Here is a 22,723-nt window from a genome sequence, read left to right as displayed (position 1 = left end):
CCGGCAGTGCCGGGGCTTTTCGTTCTACGCCATGTCCCAGATCAACGATCCGGACGATGGCTTCCGGCGTCGCCCTGTGCCGCGAGGTAGTCCTTGGACTGTTCGTCCAGCTTGTCGCCCAGCATGCGGCGCACCACCACGAAGAACAGCGGGATGAAGATCACGCCGAGCACGGTGGCGAACACCATGCCGCCGATCACGCCGGTACCGATGGAGTGACGCGAGTTGGCGCCGGCACCGGTGGAGATGGCCAGCGGCAGCACGCCCAGGATGAAGGCGAACGAGGTCATCAGGATCGGGCGGAAGCGCAGGTGTGCCGCTTCCAGCGTCGCCTCGCGCAGCGTCTTGCCTGCCGCACGCTGTTCCACCGCGAACTCCACGATCAGGATCGCGTTCTTCGCCGCCAGGCCGATCACCGTGATCATGCCGATCTTGAAGTACAGATCGTTCGGCAGCCCACGCAGCATCGAGAAGGTGATCGCACCCAGCACACCGATCGGCACCACCATCAGCACCGCCACCGGAATCGACCAGCTCTCGTAGAGGGCGGCCAGGCACAGGAACACCACCACCACCGACAACGCCAGCAACAGCGTGGCCGCATTACCGGCGATGATTTCCTGGTACGACATGCCGCTCCAGTCGAAGCCGAAGCCCGGCGGCAGATCGTTGTTGACGATCTCTTCCATCGCCGTCATCGCCTGGCCGGAGCTACCACCCGGCGCCGGGTTGCCGACGATGTTCACCGCCGAATAGCCGTTGTAGCGGTTCAACGCCGGCGAGGCGAAGGTCCAATCGGCCTTGACCACATTGCTCAGCGGAATCATTCCCGGCTGCCCATCGGCACCGACTGCTGTCGCACTGGGGCTGAAGAAGCTGCGCAGCGACTCGGGGCCGGTGCGGAACTGGTCGTCGGCACGGATGTTGACGCGCTTGATGCGGCCTTCGGAGAAGTAGTCGTTGATGTACACAGGCGCCAGCATCAGCTGGATCGAGCTGTAGATATCGCTGACGTCCAGGCCCATCGACTGCGCCTGCACACGGTCCACGGACAGCTGCAGCTGTGGTGCGTCTTCCAGGCCGTTCGGGCGCACGCCCACCATGGTGTCCTGCCTTTCCGCCGCCTTGCCCAGCACGATGTTGCGCGCCTGGGTCAAGGCTTGCTGGCCGGCGCCGGAGCGGTCCTGCAGCCACATGTCGAAGCCGCCGAACTGGCCCAGGCCCTGCACGGTGGGCAGGTTGACCACGAAGATCTGCGCGCCCTTGATGCCGTAGAAGGCACCGTTGAGCTGCTGGATCAACTGTTCGGCAGTGACGTCACGCTCTTCCCACGGCTTGAGCCGGATGAAGCCCATGCCGACGTTTTCGCCCGAGCCCAGGAAGCTGAAACCGGCGATCTGCAGCATGCCTTCCACGGCCGGCTGCTTCTCCAGCACCGCACGCATCTGCGCGAACGCCTCGTTGGTGCGGATCTTGGTCGCGCCCGGCGGCAGCTGCACGATGGCCACTGCAAAGCCCTGGTCTTCTTCCGGCAGGAAGCTGCCCGGCATGCGGGTGAACAGGAAGCCGCACAGCACCACCAGCACCACGAACACGATCATCCACGGCGGCGAGCGCTTGAGGGTGTGGCCGACCACGCCGACATAGCGATGCGCCAGCTTGTCGTAGTACTTGTCGAAGGTGCGGTAGATCCAGTTCTTCTTGGTCGAGTGGGTGGACTTGAGGAACGCGCCGCACAGCGCCGGGGTGAAGCTCAACGCCAGGAACGCGGAGAACCCCATCGACATGGCGATGGTCAGCGCGAACTGCTTGTAGATCGCGCCCGAGGCGCCGGGTTGCAGCGAGGAGGGGATGAACACCGCCGCCAGCACCACGGTGATGGCCACCACTGCACCGGTGATCTGGGTCATCGCCTTCTGCGTGGCCGCCTTCGGCTCCAGGTGCTCCTCGCTCATGATGCGTTCGACGTTCTCGATCACCACGATCGCGTCGTCGACCACGATGCCGATCGCCAGCACCATCGCAAACAGCGTCAGCTGGTTGATGGTGAAGCCGATCATGTACATGCCGAAGAACGTGCCCAGCAGCGCGACCGGAATCACCAGCGTGGGAATCACGGTGGCGCGGAAGTTCTGCAGGAACAGCAGCATCACCAGGAACACCAGCACGATGGCTTCCACCAGCGTGTGGATCACTTCCTCGATGGAGATGCGCACGAAGGTGGTCGATTCGTACGGCGCAAACCAGGTCACGCCCTGCGGGAAGGTCGGCTGCAGCTCGTCGAGTTTGGCACCGACCGCCTCGGACACGTTCAGGGCGTTGGCGCCCGGCAGCAGCTGGATGCCGAAGGCGCCGGTGGGCTTGCCGTTGTACTGGGTGTCGAAGCCGTAGTTGCTCGGCCCCACGGTGACCCGCGCGACATCCTTCAAGCGCACCGTGGCACCGTTGTTGTCGGTGCGCAGGATGATGTTCTCGAACTGTTCCGGCGAGCTGAAGCGGCCCTCGGCCGACACGGTGGCGGTGAAGCTGATGCCTTCCGGAGTCGGGTCGGCGCCCACCGAACCGGCAGCGAACTGCACGTTCTGGTTACGCACCGCGGTCAGCACCTGGGTCGCCGACAGGTTGTAGCCCTGCAGCTTCTCCGGGTTCAGCCAGATGTTCATCGCGTACTCGGCGCCGAACTGGTTGGTGCTGCCCACGCCGGGCACGCGCGAGATCTGCTCGAGCACGCGCGAGCCGACGATGTCGTTGAGCGCGTCGCGGTTGATCGACGGGTTGTCCGAGCGCAACGCGGCCACCATCAGGAAGCCGGCGTTGGCCTTGGCCACCACCACACCCTGCTGGGTGACTTCCGAGGGCAGACGCGGCGTGGCCAGCGACACCTTGTTCTGCACCTGCACCTGGGCGATATCCGCGTCGGTGCCGGTTTCGAAGGTCAGCGTGATGGTCACGCGGCCGTTGGCGGCCGAGGACGAGTTGAAGTACAGCAGGTGATCGATACCGGTGAGCTGCTGCTCGATGACCTGGGTCACCGCTTTTTCGGCGGTATCGGCGCTGGCGCCGGGGAAGTTGGCGGTGACGGTGACCTGCGGCGGGGCGATCGTGGGGTACGACTCGATACCCAGATTCAGGATCGAGATCACGCCCGCAAGCGAGATCAGGATCGCCACCACCCAGGCAAAGACAGGGTGTTCGATAAAAAACTTAGGCATGTCCGGGTTCCGTTACTGCTGCTTGGACTGGGAGTCGGCCGGCTGCGCCGCAGCGTCTGGCTTGGACTGTTCCTGCGCGGCCGGTGCCGCCGCGTCGGCCTTGTCGGCTGCCGGTGCGGCCTGTGTGTTGCCACCCTGGGCGGCGGCGGGAGCCGCGCCCGGTGCACCCGGCTGGCCGCCCTGCGCCGGCTTGTTCGGATCCCACGGCACGCCCTTGGCCGGCTGGCCTTCCTTGGCCTTCTGCACGCCATCGACGATCACCTGATCGCCCGGGGTCACGCCACCGGTGACGATCCACTGACCCTTCTGCTGGCCGTCGACGGTGAGATTCTTGCGCACCACCTTGCCGTCCTTGCCCAGCACCAGCGCGTAGGCGCCGGTGGCATCGCGCTGCACGGCCTGCTGCGGCATCAGGTAGGCGTTGTTGCGCTGGCCCAGGCTGGCCTTGAAGGTCACGAACGCGCCCGGCAGCAGTGCCTGTTCCGGGTTGGGCAGGGTCGCGCGCAGCGACACCGCACCGGTGCTCGGGTCCACCGTCACCGCCGACACGTCCAGCGTACCGGGGTGCGGGTACTGCGTGCCGTTGCCCAGTTCCACGTTGATGGTGGACTTGCCATCGCCGCTGAGCTGCACGTTGCCGCTGCTCTGGGCCTGGCGCAAGGCGGCGAGCTCTTCGCTGCTCATCGCAAAGTTCACATACAGCGGGTCGATCTGGTCGACCGTGGTCAGCAGGGTGGCCTCACCCGAGCCGACCAGCGCACCTTCGGTCACGCGCTGGATGCCGGCGCGGCCGGTGATCGGCGAGGTGACGCTGGCAAAGCCGAGCTGGATGCGGGCGGACTCGACCTGGCCGCGTGCCTGCTGCACGTTGGCGCGGGAGGAGCGCTCGGTGGCTTCGGCGTTGTCGATGTCGGCACGCGACACGTACTGCTGCGGGGCCAGGCTGCGCGCGCGCTTGGCGGCGACCTGGGCATTGGCGTAGGTCGCCTCGGCGGCGGCCAGCTGGCCCTGTGCCTGCAGCAGCGTGGCCTTCAGCGGTGCCGGGTCGATCTCGAACAGCGGCTGGCCTTCCTTGACGTCGGTGCCCTCGGTGTACAGGCGCTTGAGCACCACGCCGTCCACGCGTGCGCGCACGTCGGCCGAGCGGAATGCCGACAGGCGGCCGACCAGGTCGCGTTCCAGCGGCAGGGTCTGCGGCTTCATTTCCAGCACCGACACTTCCGGCGGCGGCGGCGCCTGCTGTTGTTCGGGCTTGCTGCAGGCAGCCAGCGCCAGGGTGATGGCACAGGCCAGGCCGAATGTGCGGAGCGGGGCGATCATCAGGAGGAACTCCGTTAGGGTCTTGAAGTGAGAAAGGAAAGCGGGGACAGCGAAGGCGTGGCAGCGACCGCGGCAAAGGCGCGCAGGAACGTGTCGACAGCGAACTGCGCCCACTGCTGCCTGGCGGGGAGGCCGGCGCGGTGGGGTACCTGAAAGCGTTGCCGGTCGAAATCCAGACCGACGATCATGCTCAACAGCAGTTCGGCCATACAGTGCGGATCGTCATGGCGCAGCTGGCCGGCCTGCATCGCCTGTTCGAAGCGCTGCGCCAGGCGCTGCTGCATGCCGACGACCCCGTCCTGGAAGATCTGCTGCGACTGGTCGGGAAACCGGTGCGATTCGGCCTCCACCAATCGGCAGGTCTGTAGCACATCGGGCCGGTTCAGGCGGTCAAGATGGGCCAGCGCAAAGGCCAGCAGATCCTCGCGCAACTCGCCGGAGGCGGTGCCCAGCGGCACCGTGGCCAGATGCACGTGGTCCTGAAGGACATCGCGCAGCAGGTTTTCTTTACAACCGTAGTAACTATAGAGCGTCTGCTTGGAACAACCGGCACGCTCGGCCACGGCATCCATGCTCAGCCGCATGCCACGCTCGGCAAGCAGCGTATGCACAGCCGCATGGATGCGGCGATCGCAATCCGAGCGCCGGGAAGCACGGTGGGAACGGGGGGTCATGGCGGTAGACTATACCGTCCAGTTTAGTTTTTAAACAGGCTTGACGGTCGCAATTCTGTCTGTACAGCGCCTTGTGCGCCAAGCGCCGGGCCCGACTTTGCCGGTTGTGGCGGTCCGGCAGGCCGATGCGCGGCCGCCAATCGGCCGCCGTCCGAGGAATTACAGTCGGGTAGCGCTTGGATGCCGCGTCCGGGGCCGGCGCCGGCCCCGGGAATTTGCGCTATGCAGCAAGGCGCCTTCATCCGGCGCCGGTACAATTCAGGTTTTCCACCGAGCATCCCAGCGCTCTCATGACAGCCAAGAAAGCTGCTTCGAAATCGTCCACGACGTCGGTCACACCGGTCGCCGAACATGCCGTCCCCGTGCTTGCCACCGCGCCGCAGGCGGTCACCCTGGAGCCGGTCTTTGCCGCGTTGCGCAAGCGCTACCCGGCTGCCCGCCAGTCCGAGGTGCAGCTGTTTGCAGCCGACTTCTACCGGCGCATGGAAGAGGACGAGTTCCCCAACCACCCACCCGAACAGTGGGCGGCCCTGGCGGCCGACATGCTGGAGTTTGCGCGCACGCGCAAGGCCGGCACGGTCAATGTGCGGGTGTTCAACCCGACCCTGAAGAGTCACGGCTACGAGTCGCCGCACACGCTGCTGCAGATCGTCAACGACGACATGCCGTTCCTGGTGGACTCGGTGAGCATGACGCTGTCGGACCTGGGCATCGGCGTGCACGTGCTCGGCCACCCGGTGCTGCGCATTGCGCGCGACAAGGCCGGCAAGCTGACCGCGGTGGGCGAGGGCAAGAGCGAGTCGCTGATGGTGCTGGAGATCGACCGCCAGCCTGCCGACGACATGCCCAAGGTGGAAGCGGCCGTGCGCAAGGTGCTGGCCGAGGTGCGCGCGATCGTGCACGACTGGGCGTCGATGCGCGAAAAGATGGTGATGCTGGCCGATGACCTGGCCACCCGCCGCCTGCCGATGGACGACATCAGCCGCCACGAGGCGCAGGAATTCCTGCGCTGGGCGGCCGCCGACCACTTCACCTTCTTCGGCTACCGCGAGTACCGCGTGGAGAAGCAGGACGGCCAGGACGTGCTGGCGCCGGTGGAAGAAACCGGCCTGGGCCTGATGCGCGGCCGCGACACCTCGCCGGCGCGCCCGGTGACCACGCTGGCGGCGCATGGCCTGAACACCTCGGCCAAGCTCAAGGACGCGCTGATCCTGACCAAGACCAATGCGCGCTCGCGCGTGCATCGGGTCGGCTACATGGATTACATCGGCATCCTGGAATTCGATGCCAAGGGCCGCATCGTCGGCGAGCAGCGCTTCCTGGGCCTGTTCACCTCCAGCGCCTACAACCGCCGCCCGTGGGAAATTCCGCTGGTGCGGCAGCGCCACGAATACGTGATGAGCAAGTCCGGGCTGACCCCGAGCAGCCACAGCGGCAAGGCACTGCGGCACATTCTGGAGACATTGCCGCGCGAGGAGCTGTTCCAGTCCAACGAGGAAGAGCTGTACCGCACCGCGATCGGCATCCTCGGCCTGCAGGAGCGCGTGCGCAGCCGCATGTTCCTGCGCCGCGACAAGTACAGCCGCTTCATTTCCGCGCTGGTGTACATCCCGCGCGAGCGCTTCAATACCGATGTGCGGCTGCGCATCGAAGCCTTGCTGAAGGAGGCGCTGCACGGCGAATACATCGATTCCAGCGTGGTGCTGGGCGAATCGCCGCTGGCGCAGCTGCACCTGATCGTGCGGCCCAAGAGTGGCGAGGCGCTGGAATTCAACACCACCGAGCTCGAATCGCGGCTGGCGCATCTGCTGCGCAACTGGCGCGATGCCCTGCGCGAGGCGCTGGTGGCGCGGCATGGCGAGGTCAATGGCCTGCGCATGGCGGCCAACTTCGGGCGTGCGTTGCCGGCCGGCTATATCGAAGACTCGTCGATCGAATCGGCGGTGTCCGACGTCGAGCATCTGGCGGCACTGGAAGGCCCGGATGACCTGCATCTGAGCCTGCAGGAGATCCGTCGCGACGACGGCGTGCGGCTGGACGCCGGCGAAGGCCTGCGCCTGAAGCTGTATCGCCAGCTCGACGACATCCCGTTGTCCGATGCGATGCCGATGATGGAGAACCTGGGCCTGCGCGTGATCTCCGAGCGGCCGTACCGGCTGCAGGTCGGCGAGACGCCGGTCTACATCCAGGATTTCGAGGTCGAATCGACCTCCGGCAGGATCAATGCGGCCAACGCCGACGCCGGTTTCGGCGAAGCCTTCGAGCGGATCTGGAGCGGCGATGCCGAGAACGACGGCTTCAACCGCCTGATCCTGGCGGCCGGCCTGCACTGGCGCCAGGTCGCGCTGCTGCGCGGCTATTGCAAGTATCTGCTGCAGACCGCGGTGCCGTTCTCGCAGGCCTATGTCGAGGCGACGTTCACCCGCTATCCGCTGCTGGCACGCCTGCTGGTGGAACTGTTCGAGGCGCGCTTCGATCCGTCCACCGGCAGCGAGACCAAGGCGCAGATCGTTGCCGGGCAGGAACGCCTGCGCGAGGAACTGTCGGTGCTGGCAGCTGGCGACGAGGCCACGCTCAAGGCGCTGGAGCCGGTGCTGCAGGCGCGCGGCAGCGACCGCGATGCGCAGCAGGAGGCTGCGCGCGCCACGCTGCTGAAGCTGATGGACCGCGTTTCCAGCCTGGACGAGGACCGCATCCTGCGCAGCTTCATCGGCGTGATCGACGCGACGCTGCGCACCAACTACTACCAGACCGACAAGAGCGGCAAGCACGGGCACTGCATCAGCTTCAAGCTGGATTCTTCGATCGTGCCGGATCTGCCCAAGCCGCGTCCGTACCGCGAGATCTTCGTCTACAGCCCACGGGTGGAAGGCGTGCACCTGCGCTTTGGCGCGGTGGCGCGTGGCGGCCTGCGCTGGTCGGACCGGCGCGAGGATTTCCGCACCGAGGTGCTGGGCCTTGTCAAGGCGCAGATGGTCAAGAACACCGTCATCGTGCCGGTCGGCGCCAAGGGCGGTTTCTACGTCAAGCGCTCCCCGGTGGGCGGCGACCGTGACGCGATCCAGGCCGAAGGCATCGCCTGCTACAAGCTGTTCATCCAGAGCCTGCTCGACATCACCGACAACATCGTCGGCGGCAAGATCGTGCCGCCGCCGCAGGTGGTACGCCATGACCTGGACGACCCGTACCTGGTGGTCGCGGCCGACAAGGGCACCGCCACGTTCTCCGACATCGCCAACGGGCTGGCGCTGGACCACGGCTTCTGGCTGGGCGATGCATTCGCTTCCGGCGGGTCGGTCGGCTACGACCACAAGGGCATGGGCATCACCGCGCGTGGTGCGTGGGAGTCGGTCAAGCGCCACTTCCGCGCGATGGGGCGCGATTGCCAGAGCCAGGATTTCAGCGTGGTCGGCATCGGCGACATGTCCGGCGACGTGTTCGGCAACGGCATGCTGCTCTCAAGGCATATCCGCCTGCTGGCCGCGTTCGATCACCGGCATATCTTCCTGGACCCCAATCCGGATGCCGCCGCTTCGTTCGCCGAGCGCGAGCGCCTGTTCAAGCTGCCGCGTTCCAGCTGGGCCGACTACGAGGCCAAGCTGATCAGCGCCGGTGGCGGCATCTATCCGCGCACGCTCAAATCCATCGACATCAGCGCGCCGGTACGCGAGGTGCTGGGCTTGGAATCCAGCATCAAGCAGCTCTCGCCCAACGAGCTGATGAACGCCATCCTCAAGGCGCCGGTGGATTTGTTCTGGAATGGCGGCATCGGCACCTACGTCAAGGCGTCCAGCGAGTCGCACGCCGATGTGGGCGACCGCGCCAACAACGGCCTGCGCGTCAATGGCGGCGAATTGCGCTGCAAGGTGGTGGGCGAGGGCGGTAACCTCGGCCTGACCCAGCTCGGTCGCATCGAGGCCGCGCAGGCCGGGGTGCTGCTCAACACCGACTTCATCGACAACTCGGCCGGCGTGGACACCTCCGACCACGAGGTGAACATCAAGATCCTGCTCAACGACATGGTGCAGGCCAAGAAGCTCACCTACGACGCGCGCAACACATTGCTCGCGTCGATGACCGACGAAGTGGCCGACCTGGTGTTGTGGGACAACTACCGCCAGAACCAGGCGATCAGCCTGATGGAGCGGATGAGCGTCAAGCGCCTGGGCTCCAAGCAGCACTTCATCCGCACGCTGGAACTGCAGGGCCTGCTCGATCGCCAGATCGAGTTCCTGCCCTCCGATGCCGAACTGTCCGCACGCAAGGCGCGCGGGCAGGGCCTGTCGCGTCCGGAGCTGTCGGTGCTGTTGTCGTACTCCAAGCTGGTGGCGTTCCAGCAGCTGCTGGAATCGGATATCCCCGAAGACCCGTATCTGTCCAAGGAACTGCAGCGCTACTTCCCGCAGCCGCTGCAGAAGAAGTACGCCGATGCGATGGAGCGTCACCGCCTCAAGCGCGAGATCATCGCCACCGCGGTGACCAACACCACCATCAACCGCATGGGCGCCACCTTCTTGATGCGCATGCAGGAAGACACCGGCCGCAGCATCGCCGAGGTCGCCAAGGCCTATACCATCAGCCGCGAGACGCTGGATGCACGCGCGCTGTGGACGCAGATCGACGCGCTGGACGGCAAGGTGCCCGAGTCGGTGCAGATCGATGCACTGGAAGTGATCTGGCGCCTGCAACGCTCGTTCGTGCGTTGGCTGCTGCTGCGTCCGGGCCAGATGCCGGGCATCACCGCGGCGGTGGAGCGTTACCACGGCCCGTTCAACGACATCCGGGTCGCTTCCGGTGTGCTGTCGGATGCGCAGCGCCCGCAGTACGAGGCCAGCGTGCAGGAATGGCAGGACAAGGGCCTGCCGCCGCAACTGGCGCAACAGCTGTGCGAGTTGCGTTACCTGGAACCGGCCTTCGACATCATCGAAACCGCGCGCACCCGCAAGCTCAAGCCGGTGGACGTGTCCAAGGTGCATTTCCGCCTGGGCGAAGCGCTGCGCCTGCCATGGCTGTTCGAGCAGATCGACGCGCTGGAGGTCAACGGCCGCTGGCATGCAGTGGCACGTGGTGTGCTGCGCGACGAACTGGCCGCGCATCAGCGCGCACTGGTGGCGCAGGTGCTGACCCTGCCCGGCAGTAGTGCCGAGGACAAGGTGGCCAACTGGCTGGCGCGCGACGATTCCAGCCTGCGCTTCACCCTGGCGATGCTGGCCGATGTGGCCGAGCAGAAGACGCTGGACTACCCGACCGTGTCGGTGGCGGTGCAGCGGTTGGGCCAGTTGGCGTCGCACGGGATGTAACGACGTGCAGCGAGGTGATGGCGGAGCAGGTGCTTCGTCATCACCTAGGCTGAGCTGACGCAGTTATGGAGTTGTCTGCCCATGCACAAGGCGGCCCAAGGGTCCCCTTGTTTACGTGCGGAATTGCTCCGTACGATCGCGAGCCCGATGCGTCGTCCGGGTGTCGGCCAATCGCGTGGTCCACATCCGGTCAGCTACGACACGCGCGCTGCCTTTCTGTGAGCATGTCTGCATTCCAGAGGCATGTCAGACAACGCACGCGAGTAGGTGAACAATCCCAGGCTTCTTGACACTCTCGAATAGTCCGATGAGTATCGCCTAGCTGCAGTAGATCCTGCAGACGGGTGTGGAAGCCCGAAATCCAAGGCGCACGAGCGCCGGTCAACGATGGCGGTGCTCTCCACTATCCAAGGAGATCCTCATGCCGCGTACCAATCCTGCCCATTCGGCCACTACTGCAACCGCCTCGCAGCCGACCGCCCATACCGTGGCCGATCATGGTGATGCGCGTGAGGACGTGTTCTTCCGTCGCCTGTCCGAGTCACGTGGTGCGGAAGCCACCAACGGCCTGCATTGGTCCGATCTGCCGATGCAATTTGGCCTGGCTCTCAAATGCGCGCATATCGATCACTGCTTGCTCGGGCTGCAGGGCGTGTTGGAGATGCTGCACGCCGGTGAGGCGGCCCGCGAGGCGGGTCAACCTGGCCTGGGTGGCGAGCTCACTGATCGCCTGCTCTACGCGTCGCGTGCGCTGGCTGCGTCGGGAAAAGATTCGCTGCATGCGTTGCAGGAACGTCTTGCAGCTGCACCGTAAGGTGCAGTGCGAACGTCGGTCATCGAACGGCGTCGGACTTCCTGCATCCTGGCTGCGAGCAGCGTTGTTGGCGGGAGACCCGGATGCGCTGGACCGAATTGCGCTCAAGGTTTAGCGATTGAGTGATACAGCGCAGGTGGCGCTCATCGATGGCGACCTGCGCACGAATACCGCGATAGTGTGGTCATCAGTGACTGAATGGCATTCGCCGTCGGGGCGACCTTTCGCGTGCGTGGGTCTGCACCGATTGCCGTGACCAGTTCACTGCCTTATCTGATCTTGACGACCACCTTGCCCTTGGCGCGGCCCTGGGCTAGATATTCCAGCGCCTGCTTTGCCTGGTCGAAGCCAAACACCTTGTCGATGACCGGGCGGATGCGTCCGGCTTCGAGCAGTTCGCCGATCTTCGCCAGTTGCGCGCCATCGGGACGCACGAACAGGAAGCCGTAGGCGACGTTGCGCTTGTTCGCCAGGCGGATGATCTTGCGGCTCATCATGGCGAAAACGACTCTCAGCACCACGTTGAGCCGGCGCGCACGCGCGAAGGCCGCGTCCAGCGGCCCGACCAGCGATACGATCCTGCCGCCGGGCTTGAGGATGGCGAGCGATTTTTCGATCGTATCGCCCCGCATCGTGCCCAGCGCGACGTCGTAGCCACGCAGCACGGTCTCGAAGTCCTGTTGCCTGTAGTCGACCACCTCGTCTGCGCCAAGGCTGTTCACCAGCGCGACATTGCCGGTGCTGGTGGTGGTGCCGACAGTGGCGCCGAGGTGCTTTGCCAACTGGATCGCGATGGTGCCGATGCCGCCGGAACCGGCAGGAATGAACACCTTCTGGCCGGGCTGCAGTCCGGCACGTTCCTTCAGGGCCTGCCAGGACGTGAGTGCGACCATCGGCAGCGATGCCGCCTGCACGAACTCCAGGTTGGCCGGCTTCAACGCTGCGGCGCCTTCCGGTACCGCGACATACTCGGCGATGGTGCCGCGGCCAAGATCGAACACGCTGGCGAAAATCGCATCGCCCGGCTTGAAGCGGGTGACGCGGTTGCCGACCTCGATGACGATACCGGCCACGTCGCTGCCCAGCGTGGCGGGCAGCTCGAATTTCACCACGGGTTTGAAGATGCCGGTGGGAATCATGTTGTCGATCGGGTTCACGCCAGCGGCATGCACCTCGACCAGTAGTTCGTCGGGCTGCAGCGTCGGGCGGGCCAGCTCGCTGAAGCCGATGCCGGGAGCCTTGCCGTAGCGTTTGAAGGTGAGTGCTTTCATCTGGTTCCAGTCCAATGCCGTGGTTGTAGGGATGGGTGGCCGGGTACGACGCGGGCCCCGGCCGCCTTCACCCCTGCGCTGGCAGAGCGATGCCTGCCGCCTGATCGCCACATGCGCCCATGTGAATCCATCGAACCCGTGCACGCGTGCGGCTGCGTGCCGTCTCCATGCAGGTCCGCAGCGCTCACCGTGGCGAGCGCTGCGGGGCAGCAGCGTCGTTCGGCCGGTCAGGCTGCCGGCTGATAACGCTCGGCGGCGTTTGCCTGCCGGATGTCCGACAGCAAGCCCTGGCGCGCACCATCCAGTGCGTCCCAACGTTCGGCCACGTGCAACGGCGGAATGGTGACCAGCTCGCGGCGATCGAAGCCGACCAGCGCGGCGTCGACCAGTTCGCCCACGTCCATCAGGTCGCTGAGCGTGTTGACGTCGATACCGGCGCGTCCCCAGATCTCGGTGCGCGTGCCGGCCGGCAGCACGGCCTGCACATAGACGCCCTTGGCGCCCAGCTCCAGGTGCAGCCCCTGCGACAGGAACAGCACGAAGGCCTTGGTGGCGCCATAGACGCTCATGCCGAATTCCGGAGCGAAACCCACCACCGAGCCGAGGTTGACGATCGCGCCGCTGCCGGACTGTGCAAAGCGCGGCCCAACGGCGGCGGACAGGCGCGTCAACGCGGTGACATTGAGCGCGATCAGGCGGTCGACCGCCGCGGCGTCCTGCTGCAGGATGCCGCCGGACTGCGCCATGCCGGCGTTGTTGATCAGGATGCCGATCTGCGCATCCTCGCGCAGGCGGGTTTCCACCGCGGCCAGATCGGCGGCCTGGGTCAGGTCGGCCTGCAGCACATCGACGCTGACGCCATGTGCATCGCGCAGGCGCGCAGCCAGCGCATCCAGGCGGGCCTTGTCGCGTGCGACCAGTACCAGGTCATGGCCGCGTTGCGCGAAGCGCTCGGCGTAGACGGCGCCGATGCCGGTGGAGGCGCCGGTGATGAGGACAGCGGGAAGCGTGGACATGCAGGATTCCTTGATGAGAGTGGATGAAGGGCGCCAGGCGAGACAGCCTCAGCCGGCGAGGGACGGGTAGTCGATATAGCCTTCGGCGCCACCGCCGTAGAGGGTGGCCGGATTCAACGGCGCCAGTGCTGCGCCGGTTCGCAGGCGCTGGACCAGGTCCGGGTTGCTGATGAACGGGCGGCCGAAGGCCACCAGGTCGATGTTGCCTGCGCGCACCTGGGCGTTGGCCAGGTCCAGGTCGTAGCCGTTGTTGGCCAGGTAGGTGCGGGTGAACTTGCTGCGCAGCGCGGCATAGTCGAACGGGGCCGCATCGCGCGGGCCGCCGGTCGCACCTTCGACCACATGCAGATACACGATGCCCAGCGCGTCGAGTTGCTCGGCGATGTAGTCGTATTGCGGCTGCGGATCGCTGCCGGAAATGCCGCTTGCCGGCGATACCGGCGAGATGCGCACGCCGGTGCGATCGGCGCCGATCTGCTCGCTTACTGCGGCGACCACCTCCAGCAACAGGCGCGCGCGGTTTTCGATCGAGCCGCCATAGGCATCGGTGCGCTGGTTGGCGCCGTCCTTGATGAACTGCTCCAGCAGATAGCCATTGGCGCCGTGGATTTCGACGCCGTCGAAGCCGGCGGCAATCGCATTGGCCGCGGCCTGGCGGAAGTCGTCGACGATGCCCGGCAGTTCGTGCAGCTCCAGCGCGCGTGGTTCGGAGACATCGGCAAAGCCGTTGTTGACGAACACCTTGGTCGCCGCGCGGATCGCCGACGGCGCAACCGGTGCCGCGCCGCCCGGCTGCAGGTCGACATGCGACACCCGGCCGACGTGCCACAGCTGCACGAAGATGCGCCCGCCGTTGGCATGCACGGCGTCGGTGACCGCGCGCCAGGCGGCAATCTGCCCGGGCGTGTACAGGCCGGGGGTGTCCTGGTAGCCCTGGGCCTGGGGCGAGACCTGGGTGGCCTCGGTAATCAGCAGGCCGGCCGAGGCGCGCTGGGCGTAATAGGTGGCTGCCAGTGCGCTCGGCACCAGGCCGGCGCCCGCACGGTTACGGGTCAGCGGCGCCATCACGATGCGGTTGGCCAGGGTCAGCGTGCCCAGTGCATAGGGTTCGAACAGCGAAGGGTGGGTCATCGACGGGGCTCGGACAGCAGGAAGTGGCAAAGATTACGATCAAAATCTAAGATGTCAACACTTTGATGTCGGTCAACATCAATGTACGCTCTCGCTTTCCCATGTCGCATCACCACGGAGTGTCCCAACGATGAAAGTGACCAAGGCACAGGCACAGGCGAACCGGGCGCACGTCGTCGAGACGGCCTCGGTGCTGTTTCGCGAGCGCGGTTATGAAGGGATCGGCATCGCCGATCTGATGGCTGCTGCAGGTTTCACCCACGGTGGCTTCTACAAGCAGTTCCGCTCCAAGGCGGACCTGATGGCCGAGTCGGCGGCCTGCGGCCTGGCCAATACCGCCGCGCAGACCGAGCAGGTGGACAAGGCAGATTTCGTGACGTCCTATCTGTCGCGCGAACATCGCGACAGCCCTGCCACCGGCTGCACGATGGCTGCGCTGGGTGCCGATGCCGCGCGCCAGCCGGAGGAAGTGCGCGACGCGTTTGCTGCCGGGGTCGAGAACCTGTTGGCAACGCTCGACCGCAGCGGGGCTGCGCCCGGCACTGCGCAGGCTGCGGCCGAGCGCGCCAGCAACCTGGGCATGATGGCGCATGCCATCGGCGCCATCGTGCTGTCGCGGGCGTGCCCGAACGCCTCGCCACTGGCCGACGAAATCATTGCGGTGTGTCGCGACCAGATCCTGTCGTCGCTGCAGCCGTCCAATTGACCGGGGTGGGCTGTCCACCGGCGTTTTGCTGCTGACGCGTGCCGATTCCAGGTCACGCTCGCGCAGGCCCGCCGGCTGCGCGGTGGTGGTGTCAGCCGCTGGACGCCCGGTGCCCGCTCAGTTCCTGCCCGGCGTCCTTGTCAAAACGCAGGTGCCACCAGGTGGCGCTGAGCGAGATCAGGCTCACCACGCAGAACGCCAGCGAGAAATCGCGTTGCGCCGGTTGGGTGTGATCGCCGGCCAGCATCGCCAGCTTGAGGATCATCGCGCCGGCGCAGACGCCGACCGAGAGCATCAGTTGCTGCAAGGTGGTGTACAGGCTGCTGGCGCGGCTCATGCGCGATGCGGGCACATTTTCGTAGGCGATGGTGTTGTAGGCGGCGAACTGGAACGACATGAAGGCGCCGCAGCACAGCAGCAGGCCGAACATCAGCGCCGGCGGCCAGTCGGGCCGGAACAACGCACACACCATGTAGCCCAGGCTGGCGAGCACGCCGTTGCCGATCAGGCTGTTGCGATAGCCGAAGCGGCGCAGCAACTGCGGAGTGATGCTGCGCATCAGCAGTGCGCCGAGTGCGGTGGCCAGGATCAGGCGGCCGCTGTGCGCGGCGCTCATGCCGAAGCCGATCTGGAACAGCAGCGGCAGCAGGAATGGATGCGCGCCCTGGGTGATGCGCATCAGCGCACCGCCGATCACCGATAAGCGGAACGAGTCGATCCGCAGCAGGCTCAGGTCCAGCAGCGGAGCGGGGTGGTGGCGGGCATGCCACAAATACCCCAGCGCTGCGCTGGCGCCGATGGCCAGCAGCCAGCTCGCGGTGCCGATGCCGTCCTGCTGGCTGACCATTTCCAGGCCGAACAACAGGCAACCCAACGCGGTACCGCACAGCACGAAACCGCGCAGATCGAAGCGGGCCGGGGCCGACTCGGTGGGGATTTCCGGAATGAAACGGCGCACCAGCAGGAAACCGGCCACGCCGATCGGCACGTTGATGTAGAAGATCCAGCGCCAATCCAGGTACGAGACGAACAATCCGCCCAGCGGCGGGCCGAGCATCGGGCCGATGAAGGCCGGCACCAGCGTCCAGGCCATGGCCGACACCAGATGGCGGCGTTCGACAGTGCGCAGCAGGATCAGCCGGCCGAGCGGGGCCATCATCGCGCCGCCGGCGCCTTGCAGCACGCGCGCGGCGACCATGGTTGGCAGGCTGTCGGCCAGCGAACACAGGATCGAGCCGCCGACGAACACCCAGATCGACGCGCCGAACACGCGGCGCAGGCCAAAGCGGTCGGCGATCGCGCCGCTGGCCGGAATCAGTACCGCCAGCGCCAGCAGGTAGCTGGTCATGGCGATGCTCATTGCCGGCGCGGCAACGCCGAAGTCGCGTGCCAGGGTCGGCAACGCGGTTGCCAGCACGGTGGCATCCATCTGCTCCATGAAGATGGCGCAGGCCAGGATCAGCGAGATGATGCGGTAATCGGGATAACGCGGCGGCGTGACGCCGGCCTCGGACACGCTGGAGGACATCGGACTCTCGGTTGCGGGGCCGCAGCGGTGGCGCACAGATGGCGATCGGGCCGGCCCGCGTCGCACGGTGTTGTGCGGCGCAACATGGGTATTGTCCGCCGCTGCGCAGCGGGGTTCAAGCGTGCGGGGGTAACAGTGCGTGTGTCTGGAGATGGGTGCGCCGGGGCTGTCTTGGGATGCTGTGGGAGCTGCGCTGGCGTCCGGATCGCCGTCAGCGTTGTTCCGGGCGGCGCGGGTGGCTGATTGGTGTGGCGAGTCGGGATGACTGGTCGGTCGCCAGGCTGGGCGTCCCTCATCCGGCGCTACGCGCCACCTTCTCCCGGGGGGAGAAGGGAAGCACCGGCGCGCATCTTTCTTCCGACCGGCACCTTTCTCCCGGCCGGAGAAGGGAAGCACCGGCACCCATCCTTCTCCCGACCGGCACCTTTCTCCCGGCCGGAGAAGGGATGCATTGGCGCTCGTCTTTCTCCCCCGACCGGAGAAGAACAGCTCCCTGTTGGTGCGAGACGCCGCGAGCGGCCGCAGCACGCATCGTGTGGATCAACGCTGTGCGGCCGGATCGTCCCAGGCGTCCATGATCTGCAGGATCTGCGGCAACGCTTCGCGAAAATGCTGCACCAGGCACGGCTCCAGTTGCTTGCCGGCCATGCTGTCGAGCTTGCGCATGGCGTCTTCCACCGTCCATGGCGCCTTGTAGGCGCGCCGTCCGCACAGCGCATCGAACACATCGGCCACCGCCACGATGCGCGCCGATTCGGGAATGGCATCGCCGACCAGGCCCGTGGGATAGCCGCTGCCGTCCCAGCATTCGTGGTGATGCAGCGCGATCTCCGCAGCCAGCTGAAACACCGGCCCGCGACCGTGCCGCAGCAGGGCGTGGCCGACCTGCGGATGCTGGCGCACCACCGAGCGTTCGTGTTCGTCCAGCGTATCGGACGGGTGCAGCATGCCGCCGGGTGCCGCAATCTTGCCGGCATCGTGCAGGGGCGCGGCATCCTGCAGCAACTGCGCCCGTTGCGCCGGCCAGCCGATCTTTTCGGCCAGCACCCGCGCATAGGCGGCCATGCGCCAGATATGGGCGCCGGTGTCGGCATCCTGGCCCTGCCCGGCGGTGCCGAGCAGATGGATCGCATCGCGGTATTGCTGGGCCAGCCGCGCGTTTTCGGCCAGCTTCAACTGGGTGGCGATGCGGACCTTGAGCAGGGCGGGCGAGTAGGGCTTGCTGACGTAGTCGGCCGCGCCCGCTTCCAGGCCTGTGCGCTCGTCGTGCTCGCTGTTGCGCGAGGTCACGAACAGGATCGGGATGGCCGCGCTGGCCGGTTGCTGCTTGAGCGTGCGCGCCACCGCATAGCCGTCCATGTCCGGCAGCTCGACATCCAGCAGGATCAACGACGGCGTGTGGCGAAGCACCGCCTCCAGCGCTTCGCGGCCGGACTTGGCGAACACCAGCGGGAAATCGTCGCGCAGCAACTGCCGCAGGGTGGCCAGGTTGCTGGATTCGTCGTCGACACACAGCAGGGGACGATGCGCCATGAAGACTCCTTGCGACCTGCGTGGCGACCGGTCAGTGCAGGTGAGTGGCTTGCCAGTCGCGCAGCGTGGCCTCGGCGCGACGGAAGTCGAAATCATCCACCGCACGCTGCAGTCCTTCCTGCAGGGTGCGCGGCAGGCGTGGCGCGCAGATCAGCAGCGCGTGGTCGATCCTGTCGGCATCGTCGCTGCCCAGGGCCGCTTCCAGGATCTGCACGCTGTCTGCGTCCAGCGCGACCGCATCGTCACTTGCCGCCTCGTCGCTGCTGGCGTGTTGCAGGAAGGCATGGATCGCGGCGGTGGTGCGCTGCATGGTGTCCTTGAGCGCGATCAGCGCCGAGGTGATGTCGTGGCCTTCCTCGATGCGGGTCTCCAGATCGCTGGCGGCACCGGCCAGGGCCGGCAAGGCCAGCGACCCGGCTGCGCCACGCAGCTTGTGCGCCAGCGCGCCGATCGCCGGCAACTCATTGCGGCGCAGATGCTCGGCTGCGGTCTCGGCCGGGTCGGGGTTGTCGCGCAGCAGTTTGAGCAGATAGCGCTCGTACGGCTCGCGCTCGCGCCACAGGCTGCGCGCACGTGCTGCATCCAGCACCTCCGGGTCGGCATGTTCCCATTCGGGGCCGGCATGGACGTCGGCTTCGTGCGGCAGCGAGGGGATGCGCCGCACGCCGGGCTGCAGGAAATGGCGGATGGCGGTGACCAGTTCCTCCACATTGAAGGGCTTGGCGATGAAACCGTTCATGCCGGCTTCCAGCGCCTTCTCCTGTTGCGGGCGAAAGGCGCCGGCGGTCAGCGCGATCACCGGCAGGCTGGCCAGCGCCGGGATCTGCCGCAGCCGCCGCGTGGCTTCGTAGCCATCGACCACCGGCATCTGCACGTCCATCAACACCAGCTGGAACAGCTCCGGGGCGCGCTTGAGCGTGTTGACGGCCTGCTCGCCATCGTGGGCGACCGTGACCATGGCGCCTTCGCCCTCGAGAATGCGCTGGGCCACTTCGCAGTTGATCTCGCTGTCGTCCACCAGCAGCAGATGCGCACCTTCGAGGCGGCGCGCCACGAAGGTGGGCGTCACCGGCCGCGCGCCGGGGCGTGCGTCGACCAGTTGCTCCATCAGCCGGTGCAGCGCTGCACTGGTGACCGGCTTGGTCATGACCGCATCCAGATCCTGTTGCTCCGGGTGCTGTTCAAGCAGGCGGCGCTCGTACGCGGTGACCATGACGATCACCGGATGCGGGCCGGGCACGGCGCGCGCGCGGATCTGCCGCGCGATCGCCACCCCGTCGATATCGGGCATGCGCCAGTCGAGCAGGAAGATGTCGTAGGGCTCGCTGGCCTGTTCGATCGCCTGCAAGGCGGCCTGGCCGCTGGCGACCGCATCCACGCGCCAGCCGAGTTCGGTGGCGATGCGCACCAGGTTGTTGAGCGCGGCATCGTGGTCGTCGGCGATCAAGACGCGCGGCATCGCTTCGGGCGGCAGCGCGGGCAGCTCGCGCTGGGCCGGCGGCGGGGCCGCTTTCTCCAGCGTGATCACGAAATAGAACTCGCTGCCGCGGCCGGGCACGCTTTCCACTTCCAGCTCGCCGCCCATCAACTCGATCAGGCGCCGGCTGATGGTCAGGCCCAGGCCGCTGCCACCGTAACGCCGGCTGGTGGAGGTGTCGGCCTGCAGGAACGGCGAGAAGATCAGGCTCTGCTTTTCCTTGGAGATGCCGATGCCGGTGTCGCGCACCGAGAACAACAGCTTGAACTTGTTCGGATCGCCGCTGGGGAACCGCCGTACCGACAGCACCACTTCGCCCTGCTCGGTGAACTTGATCGCGTTGCCGACCAGGTTGACCAGCACCTGGTTGATGCGCAGCGCATCGCCGAGCAACCAGCGGCAGTCGCGCGGCAGCGGTTCGACGATCATTTCCACCGGTTTGGTGCTGAGCGAGGAACGCATCAGGTCGGCGATGTTGTCGAACAGTTGATTGAGGTCGAACGGTGCGCGTTCCAGGTCGATGCGCCCGGCCTCGATCTTGGAGAAGTCCAGGATGTCGTTGATGATTTCCAGCAACGAGCGCGCGGAGCGATCGATCTTGGTCACCATGTCCTGCGCCGCAGCGGGCAGCTCGCTGCGCTGCAGCAGGTACAGCATGCCCAGGATCGCGTTCATCGGCGTGCGGATCTCATGGCTCATGTTGGCCAGGAAATCTGACTTGGACTGGTTGGCGCTCTTGGCCGCGTCCATCGCCAGGCGCAGTTGTTTCTCGTGCAGTTTCTGCTCGGTCAGATCCACCGCCATGCCCAGGTAGCCGATCACCTGGTCGTTGTCGTCGCGTAGCGTGCTCAGGGTCAGCAGCACCGGCAGGCGGCGGCCTTCGTGGCTGACGTAGGTCCATTCGCTGGTGTCGCTGCGGCCCAGGCTGGTCAGCGCGGCGATCGCCTCCAGGGTGTGCGCCACCGGCGCGCCGGCCTGCTCGGAGAGCATGTGCGCGCGCTGCTGCAATTCCTCGGGCTCGATGAACTGGCCGGCCTTGCGGCGGCCGATCACCTCGTCGGCGTTGTAGCCCAGCAGTTTTTCCGCGGCCCGATTGAACAGCGTGACAAAGCCAGCGGAGTCGGTGGCGATGATGGCAAAGCCGGCATGCGCCAGAATCGCCCGATGCAGCGCGGAGAACTTCATCAGTTCGCTGGTGCGTTCGGCGACCTGATGTTCGAGCGATGCGTTGAGCGCGACGATGCGCTGGTGCGACCGCACCCGCTCGGAGATGTCGCGGAAGAAATGCGAATGCCCACTCAGGGTGTCGTTACGTTCGATGATCGGGGCCTTGCTGGCCAGTACATGCACCAGATGCCCGTCGCGATGGCGCATGCTTTGCGCCGCGGAGGCATCGACCGACTGGTGTTCGTCGGCGTGCGCGATGTCGGCAATCGCATACGGCTGCGGCGACAGCAGCATCGTCAGGTTCTGGCCGATCGCCTCGTCCGCGCTGTAGCCGAACATCGCTTCGGCAGCGGGATTCCAGTGGGTGATGTCTCCGTCCGGGGTTTCGGCGACGATGGCTTCGCTGGAATGGCTGACCAGCGCCGCCAGCTCCATCTGCTTGCGCAGCACTTCCTCGCGCCGCAGTCCATTGCTGAAATACAGCACCAGCAATGCCGCAAGCAGCACCGACACGCCCAGCACCAGGCCGCCCATCAGCCATGGCGAGGTCTGGTTGAGCGAAGCCAGGAAGCTGGCGGTGGGGTGGGCGGTGATGATCCAGGTGCGGCCGTAGATCTGCAGCTGCTGGATCACCGGCGGGCGACTTGCGCTGTCGCTGGACGGCGTGCCGCTGCGGTAGAAATTGTGGGTGGGCTCGTTCCTGTCGGACAGGTCCAGTGCCAGGTCGTCGCGCTCGCCCAGGGTGCTTTGCACCATCTGCTCGACGCTGAAGGGCGCATACACCCAGCCGCTGGTGGCGGCCATGCGCTGCTGCGGCGTCTGCAGCGGCATGCCTTCGCGATACACGGCCAGCAGCACCAGGAATCCGCTCTCGCTGGGAATGCGATAACCGGACAGCGAGATCGGCGAGGTCATGATCGGCAGGCCGCTGCGCGCGGCCTGCAGTGCGGCGGCGCGGCGACGTGGCTCGGAGGCGATGTCCAGGCCGATTGGACGATTGCCCGAGGACTCCGGCTCGAAATACAGCACGATGTAGCGCTCGCCGTCCCAGGGCTCCAGCGGCCGCCGCTTGATGTCCGGTGCGCCGTCGGCACGGGCGGCCTGCAGGAAGGCCTCTTCGTCGGCGGGCGCGACGCGATGGATGTAGCCGTAGCCCAGCACGCCGGGAAACTCGCGCGTGTAATCGCGCGAGCGGCTGTACAGGGTGAAGCGGTCGCGACTGATGATCTCCTTGCCGGCGCCGATCACCGCGCCGCGCGCGCCGCGCAGCCCGTGTTCGAAGGTATACATGCGCTCGCTGATATTGCGGGTCAGCGTGCGCACGACGTAGTTGAAACGCTGCTCGCGCTCGAGGTCGTTATGTCGCTGCAGCGACAGGCCGGCGAAAATGGCGGCAATCAAACCTGCGGCGAGAATCAGCAGGGCCCCGATCGACGCACGGCGCCCGTATTTCCTGCGCAGATCCCAGCGGCCATTCGGCATTTGTGTCCCTTTGCCTTGCCTGTTGCGTGCCCGGTGTGCTGACCGACAGTGAGGTCGGCTTCGTGGTGGCGCCTGACGATCATCAGAATGCG

The 22,723-nt window shown here is 66.3% G+C and carries 12 protein-coding genes; 3 read left to right on the top strand and 9 right to left on the bottom strand.

All coding sequences use genetic code 11. The features are described 5' to 3' along the window. Positions 1-41: 41 nt before the first annotated feature. The 3 genes from EO141_RS08250 to EO141_RS08240 are packed head-to-tail and all read right to left on the bottom strand — an operon-like array spanning position 42 to position 5,206. Positions 42-3,212, bottom strand: a complete 3,171-nt coding sequence (locus tag EO141_RS08250) for a multidrug efflux RND transporter permease subunit (RefSeq protein WP_104582122.1) — start codon at positions 3,210-3,212, stop codon at positions 42-44. Between the two features lie 12 nt (positions 3,213-3,224). Next, positions 3,225-4,532: an efflux RND transporter periplasmic adaptor subunit gene (locus tag EO141_RS08245; protein ID WP_127168942.1), complete on the bottom strand. Its 1,308-nt coding sequence runs from the start codon at positions 4,530-4,532 to the stop codon at positions 3,225-3,227. A gap of 14 nt (positions 4,533-4,546) precedes the next feature. After that, the gene (locus EO141_RS08240) at positions 4,547-5,206 is read right to left on the bottom strand and encodes a TetR/AcrR family transcriptional regulator (protein WP_104582124.1); all 660 of its coding nucleotides are present in this window, start codon (positions 5,204-5,206) and stop codon (positions 4,547-4,549) included. Positions 5,207-5,496: 290 nt separating this feature from the next. Between EO141_RS08240 and EO141_RS08235 the strand changes: the two genes are divergently transcribed. Then, entirely contained in the window at positions 5,497-10,506 is a 5,010-nt protein-coding gene (locus EO141_RS08235) for an NAD-glutamate dehydrogenase domain-containing protein (RefSeq protein ID WP_127168941.1), read from the top strand. A gap of 517 nt (positions 10,507-11,023) precedes the next feature. Next, positions 11,024-11,320 (top strand): hypothetical protein, encoded by a 297-nt coding sequence (locus EO141_RS08230; RefSeq protein ID WP_127169206.1) that lies wholly within the window; start codon positions 11,024-11,026, stop codon positions 11,318-11,320. Between the two features lie 269 nt (positions 11,321-11,589). Here EO141_RS08230 and EO141_RS08225 read toward each other — a convergent pair whose 3' ends face one another. Genes EO141_RS08225 through EO141_RS08215 form a run of 3 tightly spaced genes read right to left on the bottom strand, consistent with a single transcriptional unit; the run spans position 11,590 to position 14,738 of the window. After that, on the bottom strand, positions 11,590-12,906 hold the full coding sequence (locus tag EO141_RS08225; RefSeq protein WP_241236636.1) for an NADP-dependent oxidoreductase: 1,317 nt from the start codon (positions 12,904-12,906) through the stop codon (positions 11,590-11,592). Beyond that, positions 12,819-13,607: an SDR family oxidoreductase gene (locus EO141_RS08220; RefSeq protein WP_127168940.1), complete on the bottom strand. Its 789-nt coding sequence runs from the start codon at positions 13,605-13,607 to the stop codon at positions 12,819-12,821. The genes EO141_RS08225 and EO141_RS08220 overlap by 88 nt, the downstream gene beginning before the upstream one ends. Before the next feature lie 48 nt (positions 13,608-13,655). After that, positions 13,656-14,738: an alkene reductase gene (locus EO141_RS08215; protein WP_127168939.1), complete on the bottom strand. Its 1,083-nt coding sequence runs from the start codon at positions 14,736-14,738 to the stop codon at positions 13,656-13,658. 130 nt (positions 14,739-14,868) lie between these two features. On the opposite strand from EO141_RS08215, the gene EO141_RS08210 reads away from it, so the two are divergent. Further along, positions 14,869-15,444 carry a TetR family transcriptional regulator gene (locus EO141_RS08210; RefSeq protein WP_104647918.1) on the top strand — a complete coding sequence of 192 codons (576 nt, stop codon included), beginning with the start codon at positions 14,869-14,871 and terminating at the stop codon, positions 15,442-15,444. Positions 15,445-15,535: 91 nt separating this feature from the next. On the opposite strand, the gene EO141_RS08205 is transcribed toward EO141_RS08210, so the two are convergent. The 3 genes from EO141_RS08205 to EO141_RS08195 all read right to left on the bottom strand — a co-directional run bounded on the left by EO141_RS08205 (position 15,536) and on the right by EO141_RS08195 (position 22,631). Further along, on the bottom strand, positions 15,536-16,972 hold the full coding sequence (locus EO141_RS08205; RefSeq protein WP_127168938.1) for a DHA2 family efflux MFS transporter permease subunit: 1,437 nt from the start codon (positions 16,970-16,972) through the stop codon (positions 15,536-15,538). A 540-nt stretch (positions 16,973-17,512) separates the two neighbouring features. Beyond that, entirely contained in the window at positions 17,513-18,505 is a 993-nt protein-coding gene (locus EO141_RS08200) for an HD domain-containing phosphohydrolase (protein WP_127168937.1), read from the bottom strand. A gap of 31 nt (positions 18,506-18,536) precedes the next feature. Further along, positions 18,537-22,631, bottom strand: a complete 4,095-nt coding sequence (locus tag EO141_RS08195) for a CHASE domain-containing protein (protein ID WP_127168936.1) — start codon at positions 22,629-22,631, stop codon at positions 18,537-18,539. Positions 22,632-22,723 lie beyond the last annotated feature (92 nt).

This window comes from Xanthomonas sp. BRIP62415 (assembly GCF_003993515.1).
In the GTDB taxonomy this organism is placed as follows: domain Bacteria; phylum Pseudomonadota; class Gammaproteobacteria; order Xanthomonadales; family Xanthomonadaceae; genus Xanthomonas; species Xanthomonas euroxanthea.
This window is presented reverse-complemented; position numbering and strand designations above follow the sequence as displayed.

Coding starts and splice junctions, on each gene's coding strand:
- EO141_RS08205 (WP_127168938.1), bottom strand. CDS start 16,972: ATGTCCTCCAGCGTGTCCGAGGCCGGCGTCACGCCGCCGCGTTATCCC.
- EO141_RS08210 (WP_104647918.1), top strand. CDS start 14,869: ATGAAAGTGACCAAGGCACAGGCACAGGCGAACCGGGCGCACGTCGTC.
- EO141_RS08220 (WP_127168940.1), bottom strand. CDS start 13,607: ATGTCCACGCTTCCCGCTGTCCTCATCACCGGCGCCTCCACCGGCATC.
- EO141_RS08250 (WP_104582122.1), bottom strand. CDS start 3,212: ATGCCTAAGTTTTTTATCGAACACCCTGTCTTTGCCTGGGTGGTGGCG.
- EO141_RS08240 (WP_104582124.1), bottom strand. CDS start 5,206: ATGACCCCCCGTTCCCACCGTGCTTCCCGGCGCTCGGATTGCGATCGC.
- EO141_RS08195 (WP_127168936.1), bottom strand. CDS start 22,631: ATGCCGAATGGCCGCTGGGATCTGCGCAGGAAATACGGGCGCCGTGCG.
- EO141_RS08215 (WP_127168939.1), bottom strand. CDS start 14,738: ATGACCCACCCTTCGCTGTTCGAACCCTATGCACTGGGCACGCTGACC.
- EO141_RS08245 (WP_127168942.1), bottom strand. CDS start 4,532: ATGATCGCCCCGCTCCGCACATTCGGCCTGGCCTGTGCCATCACCCTG.
- EO141_RS08235 (WP_127168941.1), top strand. CDS start 5,497: ATGACAGCCAAGAAAGCTGCTTCGAAATCGTCCACGACGTCGGTCACA.
- EO141_RS08200 (WP_127168937.1), bottom strand. CDS start 18,505: ATGGCGCATCGTCCCCTGCTGTGTGTCGACGACGAATCCAGCAACCTG.